This window comes from Streptomyces sp. NPDC049687, from assembly GCF_044465285.1.
Lineage (GTDB): Bacteria > Actinomycetota > Actinomycetes > Streptomycetales > Streptomycetaceae > Streptomyces.
Genome location: NZ_JBITLN010000020.1, coordinates 35,401 through 49,827 on the forward strand (window position 1 = coordinate 35,401; position 14,427 = coordinate 49,827).

Annotated in this window: 14 protein-coding genes and 1 pseudogene; 7 read left to right on the forward strand and 8 right to left on the reverse strand. The window is 70.0% G+C overall.

Annotated features, from left to right (window positions below):
* Window positions 1–266 precede the first annotated feature (266 nt).
* The 5 genes from ACIBVL_RS39090 (at window position 267) to ACIBVL_RS39110 (ending at window position 5,205) form a co-directional block, all read left to right on the forward strand.
* Window positions 267–1,196 (forward strand): SPFH domain-containing protein, encoded by a 930-nt coding sequence (locus ACIBVL_RS39090; protein ID WP_399105277.1) that lies wholly within the window; start codon window positions 267–269, stop codon window positions 1,194–1,196.
* Window positions 1,193–1,447, forward strand: coding sequence for a hypothetical protein (locus tag ACIBVL_RS39095; protein WP_399105279.1), 255 nt, complete (start codon window positions 1,193–1,195; stop codon window positions 1,445–1,447). Before ACIBVL_RS39090 ends, ACIBVL_RS39095 begins: the two co-directional genes overlap by 4 nt.
* 175 nt (window positions 1,448–1,622) lie before the next feature.
* Complete coding sequence (locus tag ACIBVL_RS39100) at window positions 1,623–2,147, forward strand: PadR family transcriptional regulator (RefSeq protein ID WP_399105281.1); 525 nt, start codon at window positions 1,623–1,625, stop codon at window positions 2,145–2,147.
* Window positions 2,144–2,833, forward strand: coding sequence for an ABC transporter ATP-binding protein (locus ACIBVL_RS39105; RefSeq protein ID WP_399105283.1), 690 nt, complete (start codon window positions 2,144–2,146; stop codon window positions 2,831–2,833). The genes ACIBVL_RS39100 and ACIBVL_RS39105 overlap by 4 nt, the downstream gene beginning before the upstream one ends.
* Window positions 2,830–5,205, forward strand: a complete 2,376-nt coding sequence (locus tag ACIBVL_RS39110) for an ABC transporter permease (protein ID WP_399105285.1) — start codon at window positions 2,830–2,832, stop codon at window positions 5,203–5,205. Before ACIBVL_RS39105 ends, ACIBVL_RS39110 begins: the two co-directional genes overlap by 4 nt.
* 39 nt (window positions 5,206–5,244) lie before the next feature.
* Here the strand turns inward: ACIBVL_RS39110 and ACIBVL_RS39115 are convergent, their stop codons facing one another.
* The 3 genes from ACIBVL_RS39115 to ACIBVL_RS39125 form a co-directional block, all read right to left on the reverse strand.
* Window positions 5,245–5,673 carry a hypothetical protein gene (locus ACIBVL_RS39115; protein ID WP_399105287.1) on the reverse strand — a complete coding sequence of 143 codons (429 nt, stop codon included), beginning with the start codon at window positions 5,671–5,673 and terminating at the stop codon, window positions 5,245–5,247.
* 4 nt (window positions 5,674–5,677) lie between these two features.
* Entirely contained in the window at window positions 5,678–6,076 is a 399-nt protein-coding gene (locus ACIBVL_RS39120) for a roadblock/LC7 domain-containing protein (RefSeq protein ID WP_399105289.1), read from the reverse strand.
* 170 nt (window positions 6,077–6,246) lie between these two features.
* Window positions 6,247–7,149, reverse strand: coding sequence for a MarR family transcriptional regulator (locus tag ACIBVL_RS39125; protein WP_399105291.1), 903 nt, complete (start codon window positions 7,147–7,149; stop codon window positions 6,247–6,249).
* 355 nt (window positions 7,150–7,504) lie between these two features.
* Here ACIBVL_RS39125 and ACIBVL_RS39130 point away from each other — a divergent pair.
* Both ACIBVL_RS39130 and ACIBVL_RS39135 read left to right on the forward strand, forming a co-directional pair.
* Window positions 7,505–7,612 (forward strand): annotated as a pseudogene (locus ACIBVL_RS39130) (peroxiredoxin); the annotation flags it as partial.
* A gap of 6 nt (window positions 7,613–7,618) precedes the next feature.
* Entirely contained in the window at window positions 7,619–8,158 is a 540-nt protein-coding gene (locus ACIBVL_RS39135) for an alkyl hydroperoxide reductase (RefSeq protein ID WP_399105293.1), read from the forward strand.
* A 24-nt stretch (window positions 8,159–8,182) separates the two neighbouring features.
* Here ACIBVL_RS39135 and ACIBVL_RS39140 read toward each other — a convergent pair whose 3' ends face one another.
* From ACIBVL_RS39140 to ACIBVL_RS39160, 5 genes are all read right to left on the reverse strand, one after another.
* Window positions 8,183–9,520: an AI-2E family transporter gene (locus tag ACIBVL_RS39140; protein WP_399105295.1), complete on the reverse strand. Its 1,338-nt coding sequence runs from the start codon at window positions 9,518–9,520 to the stop codon at window positions 8,183–8,185.
* 135 nt (window positions 9,521–9,655) lie between these two features.
* Window positions 9,656–10,366 (reverse strand): transglycosylase SLT domain-containing protein, encoded by a 711-nt coding sequence (locus ACIBVL_RS39145; RefSeq protein WP_399105297.1) that lies wholly within the window; start codon window positions 10,364–10,366, stop codon window positions 9,656–9,658.
* A 58-nt stretch (window positions 10,367–10,424) separates the two neighbouring features.
* Entirely contained in the window at window positions 10,425–11,099 is a 675-nt protein-coding gene (locus ACIBVL_RS39150) for a transglycosylase SLT domain-containing protein (RefSeq protein ID WP_399105299.1), read from the reverse strand.
* Window positions 11,100–11,520: 421 nt separating this feature from the next.
* Window positions 11,521–12,846, reverse strand: a complete 1,326-nt coding sequence (locus ACIBVL_RS39155) for a PhoH family protein (RefSeq protein WP_399105301.1) — start codon at window positions 12,844–12,846, stop codon at window positions 11,521–11,523.
* A 329-nt stretch (window positions 12,847–13,175) separates the two neighbouring features.
* Window positions 13,176–13,949, reverse strand: coding sequence for an isoprenyl transferase (locus ACIBVL_RS39160; RefSeq protein WP_399105303.1), 774 nt, complete (start codon window positions 13,947–13,949; stop codon window positions 13,176–13,178).
* Window positions 13,950–14,427: the final 478 nt, after the last annotated feature.

Below are 14,427 nucleotides of genomic sequence, written 5' to 3' on the forward strand. Positions count from 1 at the left end.
TCGGCAGTCACACCAGTGCCCGGAGGCAGGTCAGCTCAGAAAACTAACACCGACCGCTGTGACGGAGGGCTCCCGAGCCGGTCTTCGGAGGGGGTGACAATCAGCACCCCGCCCGGCGCAACCGGCACAGCGCTCCACCAGATCCGACGAACGATAGGGGTTCAGGGTTGCCGGACGAGGGTAAAGTGATATCAGTTAGCTAGATCGAGGCTAACGCGAGAACCACGCGAAACGGTTCATACGCATATGAAACGGGGGACCCCGCCATGTCCACAGACCACCCCTCGGCCGACGTGCCCGAGATGCCCGCACCGCGCGTCCAGGAGTTCCCGGCGCGCAGCGTCGGCGGCGGACTCGCGCTGCTCCTCGGACTCGTGGGGCTGCTCGTCGGCGCCGGGCTGATCGCCCTCGCCACCACGGTGGCCGCGACCGGAGGCAGAGCCGCGCTGATCGTCGGCGGCATCCTCATAGGGATCGCCGCGTTCCTGTCGATGTGCGGGCTGAACACGGTGGCGCCGGGCGAGGCACGCGTGGTGCAGCTCTTCGGGCGCTACCGGGGCACGATCCGCGAGGACGGGCTGCGCTGGGTGAACCCCTTCACCTCCCGCGAGAAGATCTCCACCCGCGTCCGCAACCACGAGACGGCCGTCCTGAAGGTCAACGACGCCTACGGCAACCCGATCGAACTCGCCGCGGTCGTGGTGTGGAAGGTGCAGGACACCGCGCAGGCCACGTTCGAGGTGGACGACTTCCTGGAGTTCGTCGCCACCCAGACCGAGGCGGCCGTGCGGCACATCGCCATCGAGTACCCCTACGACTCCCACGACGAGAACGGGCTCTCGCTGCGCGGCAACGCCGAGGAGATCACCGAGAAGCTCGCGGTCGAGCTGCACGCGCGCGTGGAGGCGGCCGGGGTGCGGATCATCGAGTCCCGCTTCACCCACCTCGCGTACGCTCCCGAGATCGCCTCCGCGATGCTGCAGCGGCAGCAGGCCGGCGCGGTGGTCGCGGCGCGGCGGGAGATCGTGGACGGGGCCGTGGGGATGGTCGAGGCGGCGCTGAGCCGGATCGCCGAGCAGGACATCGTGGAACTGGACGAGGAGCGGAAGGCGGCGATGGTGTCCAACCTGATGGTGGTGCTGTGCGGGGACCGCGCGCCGCAGCCCGTACTCAACACCGGGACCCTCTACCAGTGACGGTTCCCTCCGGGGGTTCGGCCCCTCAAGGTCGGTCGCAGCGCAAGCAGGTGTTGTTGCGGCTGGATCCCGCGGTGTACGAGGCGTTGGCCCGGTGGGCGGGGGACGAGCTGCGGTCCGCCAACGCGCAGATCGAGTTCCTGTTGCGGAAGGCCTTGAAGGAGGCGGGGCGGCTGCCTGGCGACACCGGGCCCATGCCCCGCCGCGGCCGGCCCCCGGGGGGCTCCGCCCCGCGGGGGCCGTCGGCCTGAACGACCTCCCCCTCGAACGGACGGGCCCGGGAGTCGCAGGACCGGCGGCGAGCAGGCACCGGCGCTGTAGCAGAACGGTGACAATCGGCCCCCACCTGCGCACTCCCACACCCCGCCACGCCCTACACACTCCGCGTATACACCCCGGGTATACACCGCATGTACAGTCCTGCCCATGTCCATCGGTCACACCCTCCTGGGACTCCTGGAGTCCGGGCCCCGACACGGTTACGACCTGAAGCGGGCCTTCGACGAGAAGTTCGGTCACGACCGGCCGCTGCACTACGGCCAGGTCTACTCGACGATGTCCCGGCTGCTGAAGAACGGCCTCGTGGAGGTCAACGGCATCGAGGCCGGCGGCGGGCCCGAGCGCAAGCGGTACGCGATCACCGACGCCGGGATCACCGACGTCGAGCGCTGGCTCGCCACGCCCGAGAAGCCCGAGCCGTATCTGCAGTCGACCCTGTACACGAAGGTCGTCCTCGCGCTGCTCACCGAGCGCGACGCGGCCGACATCCTCGACACCCAGCGGGCGGAGCACCTGCGCAGCATGCGCATCCTGACCGACCGCAAGCGCAAGGGCGACCTCGCCGACCAGCTGATCTGCGACCACGCCCTGTTCCATCTCGAGGCCGACCTGCGCTGGCTGGAGCTCGCCACCGCGCGCCTCGACAAACTGAAGGCAACGGTGACCGCATGAACGCTCCCGGGGGATCCCTGCTCGTCGCGACGGATCTGAAGAAGGCATACGGGCCGACCATGGCGCTGGACGGCGCCGAGTTCTCCATACACCCGGGCGAGGTCGTCGCCGTGATGGGCCCGTCCGGGTCCGGCAAGTCGACCCTGCTGCACTGCCTCGCCGGCATCGTGACGCCCGACTCCGGCTCGATCACGTACGACGGTCGGGAGCTGGCGACCATGAACGACGCCGGGCGCAGCCACCTGCGGCGCTCGGAGTTCGGGTTCGTGTTCCAGTTCGGGCAGCTGGTGCCGGAGCTGACCTGTGTGGAGAACGTGGCCCTGCCGCTCAGGCTGAACGGCACCGCGCGCAAGCAGGCCGAGCGCACCGCGCTGGGCTGGATGGAGCGGCTCGAGGTCGACGACCTCGCCCGGAAGCGGCCCGGGGAGGTCTCCGGCGGGCAGGGGCAGCGGGTCGCCGTGGCGCGCTCGCTGGTGACCAGCCCGCGGGTCGTCTTCGCCGACGAGCCGACCGGCGCGCTGGACTCGCTCAACGGTGAGCGCGTGATGGAGCTGCTCACCGACGCGGCCCGGTCGGCCAACGCGGCCGTGGTGCTGGTGACGCACGAGGCACGGGTGGCCGCCTACTCGGACCGCGAGATCGTCGTACGGGACGGTAAGTCGCGGGACATGGAGCGGGTCGTATGAACCTGCGCAGGGGGCACCTCCCGCGCGAGCGAAGCCGAGCGTGGGGGCGGTCCAGGGACCTGGGCCTGGGAGTCCGGTTCGCCTTCTCCGGCGGGCGGGAGGGGTGGGTCCGGGCCGTGCTGACGGCGGTCGGCGTCGGGCTCGGGGTGGCGCTGCTGCTGCTGTCGACCGCGCTGCCGAACGCGCTCGCGGTCCGGCACGAGCGCGAACAGGCCCGCTCGGACTACTCGTTCGCGGAGAAGCCGCCGGCGAAGTCCGACGCCACCGTGCTGGTCGCCGACGCCGACACGGAGTTCCGCGAGAAGAGCGTGCGGGGCCGGCTGGTGGAAGCGGAGGGACCGCGTTCCCCCCTGCCGCCCGGCGTGAGCGCCTTCCCGGCGAAGGGCGAGATGGTCGTCTCTCCCGCGCTGAAGAGGCTGCTCGCCTCCACGAGCGGAGCGCTGCTTCGGGAGCGGCTGCCGTACCGGATCGTCGGGAGCATCGGTGAGCCGGGTCTGATCGGCTCGCAGGAACTCGCCTACTACGCAGGCGCCTCGGGGCTCGCCTCGCGCGTCGGGTCGGGCGACGCGTCCCGGCTGGAGCGGTTCGGGGAGCAGCACCCGACGGCCGACCCGACCGACCCGGTCCTGCTTCTGCTCAACCTCGTGGTGATCGTGATGCTGCTGATGCCGGTGGCGGTGTTCATCGCGGCGGCCGTCCGGTTCGGCGGCGAGCGGCGCGACCGCAGGCTCGCGGCGCTGCGGCTGGTCGGCGCCGACGGCGGGATGGCCCGGCGAATCGCGGCCGGTGAGGCGATGGCGGGCGCCCTGCTCGGCCTGGTCCTCGGCACGGGTTTCTTCCTGATCGGCCGCCAGATCGCGGGCACGGTCGAGGTCATGGGCATCAGTGTGTGGCCCAGCTACCTCAACCCCACCCCGGTGCTGGCCACCCTGGTCGCGGTCGCGGTGCCGACGGCCGCCGTGCTGGTCACCCTCTTCGCGCTGCGCGGTGTGGTCATCGAACCGCTCGGTGTGGTCCGCTCGGCACAGCCCGCGCGGCGCCGCCTGTGGTGGCGGCTGCTGCTGCCGCTGGCCGGCCTCGCGATGCTCTATCCGATGGTCGGCAAGGGACACGACAACGGCGACTTCAACCAGTACCTGGTGACCGGCGGCGTCCTGCTGCTCCTCGTCGGCGTCACCGCGCTGCTGCCGTGGCTGGTGGAAACGGTCGTCGCCCGGCTCGGTTCCGGCGGTGTCGCCTGGCAACTGGCCGTACGACGCCTGCAGTTGAGCAGCGGCACGGCCGCACGGATGGTGAACGGCATCGCGGTGGCGGTGGCCGCGGCGATCGCGCTGCAGATGCTGTTCACGGGCGTGGACAGCGACTACACCGAGGCCACCGGCAAGGACGTCCGGCGGGCACAGCTGCAGGTGCAGGTGCCGTACGGCGCCCCGATGGCCGAGACCGCCCGGAAGTTCACCGACACCAAGGGCGTACGCAAGGTCACGGCGCTGTGGGAGGGCTATTTCGGCGATTCCTCCTGGCACAACGAGAACGGCCCGAACCTGGCCACCGAGCTGACCGTGGGCGACTGCGCGGCCCTGCGCGAGGTGGCGAAGCTGCCCTCGTGCAAGGACGGCGACGTCTTCGTCCTCGAAGGCGCCGAGTACTCGGCCGACGCGCCGAAGCTGAACAAGCCCGGGAAGAAGCTGTACCTCCAGTCGGACGCCTCCGGGAAGGACGTGGAGACGGCCTGGACGGTCCCGGCCGGGGTGACGCCGGCCCGGTCGATCGACGACCCGACCGGGATGAAGCGAGGCGGCTTCCTGATGACGCCGAGCGCCTTCCCCAAGGACGCCGAGGACACGGTCAGCGGTCAGCTGTACCTCTCGGTCGACCAGTCGGTGCCCGACGCCCTCGAGTACGCCCGCAACACCGCGGCCGCGGTGGACCCGACGGCCTATCCGATGGTGTGGTCGGCCACCAAGCAGGCCGCACGATACGTGGCCATCCGCACCGGCCTGCTCGTCGGCTCCGCCTGTGTGCTGCTGCTGATCGGGGCGAGCCTGCTGGTGTCGCAGCTGGAGCAGCTGCGCGAGCGCAAGAAGCTGCTGTCGTCCCTGATCGCCTTCGGTACCCGGCGGCGCACCCTGAGCCTGTCGGTGCTCTGGCAGACGGCGATCCCGGTCGCGCTGGGGCTGCTGCTGGCGATGGGGGTGGGGCTCACGCTGGGCGCGATCCTGCTGAAGATGTCGGACGTGCCGGTCGGCGTCGACTGGGGCAGCGTGCTGGCGATGACCGGCTGCGGCGCGGCGGTCGTCCTGCTGGTGACGCTGTTGAGTCTGCCGCCGCTGCTGCGGCTGATGCGGCCGGACGGGCTGCGTACGGAGTGAGCACACGGTCCCTCCCCGGTCGGGGAGGGACCGTCCGCGTTAGAGCCGGTACTCCCGCACCACCCTCCGCACCTGGGCGAACAGCATGCCCACGTTGACGGACTTGCGGCAGACGACCACCGCGACGACGTCCTGCTCCTCGGTCATCCTCACGAACAGATGGGTGAGGTTGTCGCTGTTGACGAGGATCTCCTGGAAGAAGTGGTTGTCGCTCTGGATCCCGCGCCGTTCCTTGAAGACGTCCTCGATCATCACGACCGTGCGGCCCTGGAACAGGTCGAGTGTCGCGCCCGCGAGCAGGTCGAGGACCTCGGGCGGGTGGTTGTCGACGGTCTCGTAGGAGAGCAGCATGCCGGTGGACATGTCGACGACGCCGGAGGCGACGCAGTCGGGTGCATCCGTACGCAGTGACTTGACCAGACCCATCACCTGGTCGGAGAAACCTGGGGTCATACGCTTCGTCGCCATCCCTTCAGACTCCTTCGGCGGTTTTCTCGGTCGTCCGCTCGGTGAGGATCAGATCGATCCGGCGCAGGGCCGGCTGGGTCGCCCGGTGCAGGCGTTCCACGTCCATCCCCTCGTCCCCGAGTACGACCATCAGCGCGGTGTCACCGACGGCGTAGAACGCGGCGCAGCCGTGGCTGCCGTAGGTCACCGTGCGGTGCAGGGCGCCGCGGGCGGTCGCCTCGGAGGTGCGGCGGGCGAGGCCGAGGCCGGCGGCGGCGAGGGCGGCGAGGCCCTCCGGGTCGATGAAGTCGGCGGTGTCGGCGGCGATGAGCAGCCCGTCGGCGGCCGCTACGGCGGTGTCGGTGATGCCGCTCACCTGCTCGCGCAGGCCGCGCATCTCCTGAGCGAGGGCCTTGTGGTCCATGGGTACAACTCCCCTGATTCTGATCGCATATGACCGTTTGTTTTCTGTGGGGGATTTCCGAGTGGGTTTCTCTGACTGAGGTTCTCTGGCTGGAGCCTCATGGCGCGGGCGGGTCTTCTGGCCGGGGTCTTCTGAAAGGGTCTTCTGGCACGGGGGTTTCTGTACGGCCGCTATTTCGCCGTCGGGTTGCGCAGGCGGAAGAAGTCCTTCCAGCCCGGGGGATTGCGCTCCGGGGCGAGCGCCTCGGTGATGCCGCTGGCGCCGGGGCGGCGGCGGGGCAGGGTCGCCGGCTGCGGGGGCGGTCCGGCCGGCGGGACGGGGACGGGGGGCGGCGGGGCGGGTTCGCGGGGGCGTACACCGTGGCCGTCGGGCGGCAGCCGGACCGGGATCGGAGCGGGCGCGCCGGCGCACTCCAGGAGCCCCTCGCCGAGCATCCTGGCCACCTCGACCGTCACGGTGTACACCCCGCGCCCGGTGCGGAAGGCGAGGTCGCGGGCGGTGCGCCGGCCGTCGGCGTGAGTGAGCAGCTCACACCGGAGCGGACTGAGCCGGCCGACGGCGTGGGAGAGGGAGGCGGGGACGGGGCGCTCCCCCTCCGGGCGTACGGCGTTCGGCAGCGCCAGGAGCGCGCGCAGCTTGCGGGACGCCTGCTGGAGCAGCCGGGTGGGCGGTTCGCCGATGGCGACCGGGCCGGGCGGTGGCCCGGTCGCCGGACCGCGTTCGCAGCCGTCGACGCTGCCCGCGACGACCGCGAACGCGGCGTCCTGGAGCGCCATCGCACAGACCACCCGGAGCTGGGCGGCCCCCGCGAAGCCGTGGGCGATCAGCCCGTCGGCCGGCCAGCGCGCCCCGCCGGACTCGCGCACCAGACCGGCCCACTCCTCGCCGCCGACCCGGCCGGAGCGCAGCAGCAGCGCCTCCGGGCCGGGCGCACCCGGCGACTCCACGGCGACGACGAGTCCGCCGTGCAGATGGAAGGTGCCACCGGGTGAACCGGACACCCGCAGTTCCCCGGTGAAGCCGTCCCGGCCGCACGCGGCAAGGTCGCGTGCCAGCAGTTCGTAGCCCGACATCACTCCCCTTGACCTGTCGCACGGGATGTCGCACATACGCGTGATGCGTAGCGCTCAGGGGGGAAGGTGTATCAGCCGGCGCGCATATTCCAGCGGCGGATTTTCCCAGCTGCTCTCAGCTGACGGAAGTTGCTCCATCGATGGGCTCAATTCTCTTTGTGAGGGGCTCATTTGATCGAGTGGCGGACCTCATTCGTCGTCGCCGAGCACGCGTCCTCCCGCCCGGCCGCGATGGCGGCGGCCGCGTCCCGGAAGTGCACCCTGTGCCACGATCGGAGTCGTCCAACCCAAGGGACGTGTCCGCGATCCGGACACTCCCCCGCTGCGAGGAGAGCCTGTGCTCACTGTTGGTGACAAGGTCCTGCGGGCCCTGGACGCCCCGCAGACCGACGACCTGTGCCCGTGCAACTGGTCCAGGGGCGAGGACACCCTCGACCCCGTCACGCTGCCGGCCGGGGAGTGAGCTGAGATGTCGTTGGACGCGCTGAGGTCCGCCGTACCGGACTACGCCAGGGACCTGAGGCTCAACCTGGACTCGGTCATCGGCAACTCCGGCCTGACCGCGCAGCAGTTGTGGGGCACGGTCCTCGCGACCGCGATCGCCTCCCGCTCCCCCCTCGTGCTGCGCGAGCTGGCACCGGAGGCGAAGGCGAACCTCTCGCCGGAGGCGTACACCGCCGCGAGGTCCGCGGCCGCGGTGATGGCGGTGAACAACGTCTTCCACCGCACCCGGCACCTGCTGTCGGATCACGAGTACGGCAACCTGCGGACGGGCCTGCGGATGAACGTCATCGGCAACCCCGGCGTCGACAGGGTCGACTTCGAGCTGTGGTCGTTCGCGGTCTCCGCCGTCAACGGCTGCGGCCTGTGCCTCGACGCGCACGAGCAGGTGCTGCGCAAGGCGGGCGTCGACCGGGAGGTGATCCAGGAGGCGTTCAAGATCGCCTCGGTGATCCAGGCCGTCGGCTGCACCCTGGAAGCCGAAGCGGTGCTGGCCGAGATCGAGTAGGCACCGCTGCTCCGTGGACCCCGCTCACCCTTCGTGCGCGGGGTCCTCCGCCTTGGGCCGACCGTCCACGGGGGCCGCGCCCCCGGACCCCCGCTCCCGCCGCGAACGGGCCTCGTCCTCAAACGCCGGACGGGCCGGTCGGGAGTAAGCGCGCAGATAACCGACGACCGTGTTCGTCACCGCCACCAGCGGTACGGCGACCACCGCGCCGCCGATGCCGGCGACCATGCCGCCGGAGGCCACGGAGAGGACCACGGCGAGCGGATGGACGCGTACCGCGCGGCCGAGGATGAAGGGCTGGAGGATGTGGCCCTCGATCTGCTGCACCGCCAGCACGACCGCCAGCGTCATCACCGCGGTGAACACGCCCTGCGTCACCAGCGCCACCACCACGGCCAGCGCACCGGAGGCCACCGCGCCGACCAGCGGGATGAAGGAGAACAGGAAGATGAACACGGCGAGCGGGACGGCCATCGGGACGTCGAGGAAGTAGATGCCGAGGCCGATGAAGATGGCGTCGATGAGGGCCACGACCACCGTGCCGCGGACGTACGCGGTGAGGGTCGCCCAGGCCCGCGGGCCCGCGCCGGCCACCCCGGGCCGGGCGGCGGCGGGAACCAGCTTCAGCGTCCACTCCCAGATCCGTCTGCCGTCGTAGAGCAGGAAGAGGGTCGAGAAGAACGCCAGCAGGATGCCGGTGAGCGCCTCGACCACGACCGTGACGCCCTCCAGACCCGCCGAGGTGATGGAGTCGGTGTTGGCGCCGACCGCCTCGCGCAGGTTCTTGGCGATGCCGTTGATCTGCTTGTCGGTGACGTGGAAGGGGCTGTTGAGCAGCCAGCGGCGCAGGTCGTCGATGCCGTCCTGGACCTGGTCGGAGAGGTTGTCGATGTTCTCCATGACCTGCCAGGTCACGAACCAGCCCATCAGGCCGATGACGACGAACCCGAGGATCGCGGTGAGCGCGGTCGCCAGCCCCTGCGGAACCCCCAGGCGCTTGAGTCGCGCGACGGTGGGTTCGAGGAGGGCGGTCAGCAGCAGCGCCACGACGAAGGCGAGGACGACCAGTTGGACGGCGCTGATGACCTTCATCAGCACCCAGACGGTCCCGGCGAGCACCAGCAGCCGCCAGCCCGCCTCGGCGGCGACCCGGACACCCCACGGCACGACCTGTGCGGGATCGGGGCGCGGGAGAGGGGGTGAGGGATCCTCAGGGGGTGCTACGGCGTCCTCGGGCGCCTCCGGCGCCGGCGCGTCCGCGTCGCCCTCCCGCTCCGCCTCGGCGCGGCGCTCGTCGAGCCGCTCACCCATCTCGGTCAGACCGGCACCGAGCCGGCCGAGCCACCCTGGCACTCGCGACATGATCCGTCCTCTTCCCCCGGTCTCTCCCCATCACTCCCCCTGGAGTCGGTCGGCTTACGACCGTACAGGGCGAAAGCCCCTCCCCAGAGGACGGGGAGGGGCTGCGCGGGGTTGAGCGGCTGCGGTGACGCCTGGTCAGTAGGAGCCGTTGGCCTGCCAGTAGGACCAGGCGTCGCAGGGGCTGCCGTAACGTTCGTTCATGTAGTTCAGGCCCCACTTGATCTGCGTCGCCGGGTTGGTGCGCCAGTCGGCGCCGGCGGACGACATCTTCGAGCCGGGGTAGGCCTGGACGAGGCCGTAGGCACCGGAGGTGGGGTTGACGGCCTGGTAGTTCCAGGTGGACTCGTGGTTCACGATGTTGCTGAAACACTGGAACTGGCCGGCGGGCACGATCTGGCGTGCGATGGCCTGGACCTCGGCGACGGTGTACGACGCCTGCTGGGGGAAGCTGCCGGTGCCCGAAGCCGTGGTCGACTTGGTCTCCGCTTCCTCGCGCTCCTTGGCTTCCTTGGCTTCCTTGTCCGCCTTCGCCTTGGCCACGGCGGCCCGCTGCCTGGCCACCGCGTCCTTGGCGGCCTGCTTGCGCGCGGCTTCCTCCGCCGTCTTCTTGGCGGTGGCGTCCGCGGCGATGCCCTGGGTGGTGGCCTGCTGGGTCAGCGAGGCCGTCTGCACCTGGGCCTGTTGGCCTACGGGTAAGTCGGCGAGGAGTGTCGAGTCGCCCGCCGTCGCCTCTGCGTCGTTGCTGGGCTGTCCGACGCCGGCCTGGGCTACTCCCATGACAGCGCCGACAGTGGTGACCGCCGTGGCCGAGGCCACAGCGAATCCCCGGGCCGCTATTCGGCTCACACGGATTCCTTCTGCTGAGTCGTCAGGTGAAAGAAGGTGCGGCCGGAGCCGCAGGGGCTCAGTACCAGTGGTTGGCCTGCCAGAACGACCACGCGTCACACGGGCTGCCGTACCGGCTGTTCATGTAGTTCAGGCCCCACTTGATCTGCGTGGCCGGGTTGGTCTGCCAGTCGGCACCCGCGGAGGAGTACTTGGAGGCCGGCAGCGCCTGGAAGAGGCCGTAGGCGCCGGAGGAGGCGTTCACGGCGTGGTAGTTCCAGCTGGACTCGTGGTCCACGATGTTGCTGAAGCACTGGAACTGGCCGCTCGGCACCATCTGCGAGGCCATGGCCTGGATCTGCGCGACCGTGTAGGAGCTCTGGATCGGGAAGTCACCCGCGCTGCGGCTGGCCTTGGCCCTCGCCTCTTCGCGCGCCTTGGCCGCCTTCTCGGCGGCCTCCTTCTTCGCGACGGCGGTCTCGGCGGCGGCCTTGCGGGCCGCTTCCTCGGCTTCCTTCTTCGCACCTTCGTCCGCGGCGATGGCCTGGAAGTTGGCCTGCTGCGCCAGGGACGCGGTCTGCACCTGGGCCTGCTGGCCGGCAGGTATGTCAGCGAGGAGCGTCGCGTCGCTCGCCGTCGACTCTGCGTCGTTGGGCTGCGCGACACTGCCCGAAGCAACGCCGACGACGCTTCCGACAGCGGTGACCGCCGTGGCCGAGGCCACTGCGAATCCCCGGACCGAGATCCGGCTCACACGGTTTTCCTTCCAGCATCGCCCGCTTCGGTGACCCTGGCGGACGCAATCGTGCCCCTGACGCTGGCCTCCCCATTGTGGGTCACGGGAGACACGGGCCCGGTGGGCAACTCCCGCGAGGGGGAGCGCCGCGTGGTGCTCGGGCGGCATACGGCGACGCTATGGAGTTGAAGGTGGTGCTGATGCGTTTCCGTACCGCTGGGGGTACAGGTGTGCCGTACGCGGGGCCTGACAGGAACGAGACTCTGCCGTAACCCGACGCCGCAAGGCAATTCCGAGTTGCGTGTGAAAGCTCACACTCCTGGGAACCCTGGGGATTTCGCGAAACCCACACACATGCCGACGCCGCCCGGCTAAGCTCTCGAGCTTTTCCGGACGGCGCCGACTCCCGCGCACAGTTGACGAACGTGTGCGCTTCGGTTCAGATCTGACCGTCCTCCAGCATTTCGGTCACAAGTGCCGCGATCTGGGACCTCTCGGACCGGTTCAGCGTGACATGCGCGAAGAGCGGGTGGCCCTTCAGCTTTTCGACGACGGCGACGACACCGTCGTAGCGACCGACACGCAGATTGTCCCTCTGCGCCACGTCATGGGTGAGAACCACCCGCGAGTTGGCGCCGATTCGGGACAGAACGGTCAGCAGGACATTCCGCTCCAGGGACTGGGCCTCGTCGACGATCACGAAGGCGTCATGGAGGGAGCGCCCGCGGATGTGGGTGAGCGGGAGGACTTCGAGCATCCCTCGGGCGGTGACCTCCTCGATGACCTCGCGGGAGGTGACGGCCGACAGGGTGTCGAAGACCGCCTGTGCCCAGGGGCTCATCTTCTCGGCCTCGGAACCCGGCAGATAGCCGAGCTCCTGCCCGCCCACCGCGTACAGCGGACGGAAGACCATCACCTTCTGGTGCTGGCGGCGCTCCAGTACCGCCTCCAGGCCCGCGCACAGCGCCAGCGCCGACTTTCCGGTGCCGGCCCGGCCGCCCATCGACACGATCCCGACGTCCGGGTCGAGCAGCAGATCGAGGGCGATGCGCTGCTCGGCGCTGCGGCCCTTGATGCCGAACGCCTCCCGGTCGCCCCGCACCAGCCGGATGTTGCCCTCCGGGGTGACCCGGCCGAGCGCCTTGCCGCGCTCCGACTGGATGGTCAGACCGGTGTGCACGGGCAGCTCGGCGGCCTCGGGGACGTAGAGGTGTCCTTCCTCGAAGAGGATGTCCACCTGTTCACCCGGCAGGGTCAGTTCGGACATTCCGGTCCAGCCGGAGGAGTCCGTGATGGCGAGCTCGGCGCGGTACTCCTCCGCCAGGAGGCCGACCGACGAGGCCTTGATCCTGAGCGGCAGGTCCTTCGACACGACGGTGACGTCGAACCCCTCGGCCTGCAGATTGCGGGCGACCGCGAGGATGCGTGAGTCGTTGTCCCCCAGGCGGTAGCCGGTGGGCAGCACGCTGGGGTCCGAGTGGTTGAGCTCGACACGGATGGTCCCGCCCAGATCCCCGATCGGGATGGGGGCGTCGAGGCGTCCGTACCTCACCCGGTAGTCGTCGAGCAGGCGCAGGGCCTGCCGGGCGAAGTAGCCGAGTTCGGGATGGTGCCGCTTGGCCTCCAGTTCCGTGACCACGACGATGGGGAGCACGACCTCGTGCTCCTCGAAGCGGGCCATGGCGTTCGGGTCGGCCAGCAGGACGCTGGTGTCGAGAACATAGGTGCGTCGGTCTGGCATACGACGCTTTGTGCTGGTCACCACGGAAGGACGTACCCCCTCGGATGAGGTCGGGGAGCGACGGAGTGGAGCTGGACCGGTCGACGGCCCCGATGCGCGGGCCGGGGACCGGCCCTCCACTGCTTCTTCCGTGCCGTGACCGCACGGTCGAGCTGGTGCAAAGGGCCTCCCGGGCGGACGGCCCCGTGCCGTCCGCTGAGGATCCGACACCCGTGGTTCGGGCGTCGACCTGCTTGGCTTATGCCCTCGAAGATGCGCCACCATGCCAGGGCATATGACGGCGCGCCGGTGAACTCCTTGTTACTTCCGCCCCAAAAGGGGTACCCACCTGCCCCTTCAGGGGCGTGCGTACGTCAGCCGCCGTAACGGCGGTGACGGGCCGCGTAGTCGCGCAGGGCGCGCAGGAAGTCGACCTTGCGGAAGGCCGGCCAGAAGACCTCGCAGAAGTAGTACTCCGAGTGGGCCGTCTGCCACAGCATGAATCCGGACAGCCGCTGTTCGCCGCTGGTGCGGATGACGAGGTCGGGGTCGGGCTGGTCGCCGGTGTAGAGGTGGCGGCCGATTAGGTCCACGCTGACGGAGTCCGCCAGGTCCTCCATGGAGGTGCCCTTGTCGGCGGCGTCGGTGATCATCGAGCGCACGGCGTCGGCGATCTCCTGGCGGCCGCCGTAGCCGATGGCGACGTTGACCAGTATCCCGTCGACGTGGGCGGTTGTCTCCTCGGCCTCCTTCAGGGCGGTCTGCACATGGGAGGGGAGGATGTCGGGGGTGCCGACGTGGTGGACGCGCCAGCGGCCGTCGGCGGCGAGGGTGCGCACGACGTCCTCGATGATGCCGAGGAGGGGGACGAGTTCCTCCTGGGGGCGGTCGAGGTTGTCCGTCGACAGCAGCCAGAGGGTGACGACCTCGACGTCGGTCTCGGTGCACCAGCCGAGGAACTCCTCGATCTTCTCGGCACCGGCGCGGTGGCCGTGCTCGGTGGTGGAACCGGCGGCCTTCGCCCAGCGTCGGTTGCCGTCCATGATGACGCCGATGTGCTTGGGCACCTGAGCGTGGTCCAGGTGGCCTTCCACCCGGCGTGCGTACAGCCTGACCAGAAGGCCGCGCAGCTTGTCGCGCAGGTTCACGTGATTGTCAGCCCCTCCGTATGGCGGTCCCCGCGGGCCGAAGCCTACCCCTGCGAGGCGTTGAGCCGTGATTCCGGGCCGCGTTGCGGGGCGTCGCCGGGGGTGAAAAAAACGGGCCGGTCCGTGGGGGGGAGACGGACCGGCCCGAGGGGGGGTCTCCACCATAACCCTTCGTAAGTGATGCTGTGTGCATCGACGCGAGATAATTACTCTCCGGAGTTGCCCGGCGACGCCGAGATGACCGTTCCGGGCATGATTTCTGGGTGGTTCATGGCCGGAACGCGGCGGATTCCCAGGGGAATGACGGCGTTTGCCGAGAGAAGCTGAGGTTTTGGCCGGTGCTGGGCGGGAGTCGGGCAGTTGCCCGGGTGTCCCTCCGACGGAGTACACCGGCCGTGAACGCCCGCTTGACGCGGACAACACCGCACAGCCCCCTCCGCTGCGCGGTGCCGCCCGCGCAGCTTTGCTCACGCGAATT

Bases quoted from the DNA above. Each gene is read 5' to 3' on its own strand.
- ACIBVL_RS39125 (WP_399105291.1), bottom strand. From the start codon at position 7,149: ATGTCGGGCTACGAACTGCTGGCACGCGACCTTGCCGCGTGCGGCCGG.
- ACIBVL_RS39120 (WP_399105289.1), bottom strand. From the start codon at position 6,076: ATGGACCACAAGGCCCTCGCTCAGGAGATGCGCGGCCTGCGCGAGCAG.
- ACIBVL_RS39140 (WP_399105295.1), bottom strand. From the start codon at position 9,520: ATGTCGCGAGTGCCAGGGTGGCTCGGCCGGCTCGGTGCCGGTCTGACC.
- ACIBVL_RS39110 (WP_399105285.1), top strand. From the start codon at position 2,830: ATGAACCTGCGCAGGGGGCACCTCCCGCGCGAGCGAAGCCGAGCGTGG.
- ACIBVL_RS39090 (WP_399105277.1), top strand. From the start codon at position 267: ATGTCCACAGACCACCCCTCGGCCGACGTGCCCGAGATGCCCGCACCG.
- ACIBVL_RS39105 (WP_399105283.1), top strand. From the start codon at position 2,144: ATGAACGCTCCCGGGGGATCCCTGCTCGTCGCGACGGATCTGAAGAAG.
- ACIBVL_RS39115 (WP_399105287.1), bottom strand. From the start codon at position 5,673: ATGGCGACGAAGCGTATGACCCCAGGTTTCTCCGACCAGGTGATGGGT.
- ACIBVL_RS39135 (WP_399105293.1), top strand. From the start codon at position 7,619: ATGTCGTTGGACGCGCTGAGGTCCGCCGTACCGGACTACGCCAGGGAC.
- ACIBVL_RS39100 (WP_399105281.1), top strand. From the start codon at position 1,623: ATGTCCATCGGTCACACCCTCCTGGGACTCCTGGAGTCCGGGCCCCGA.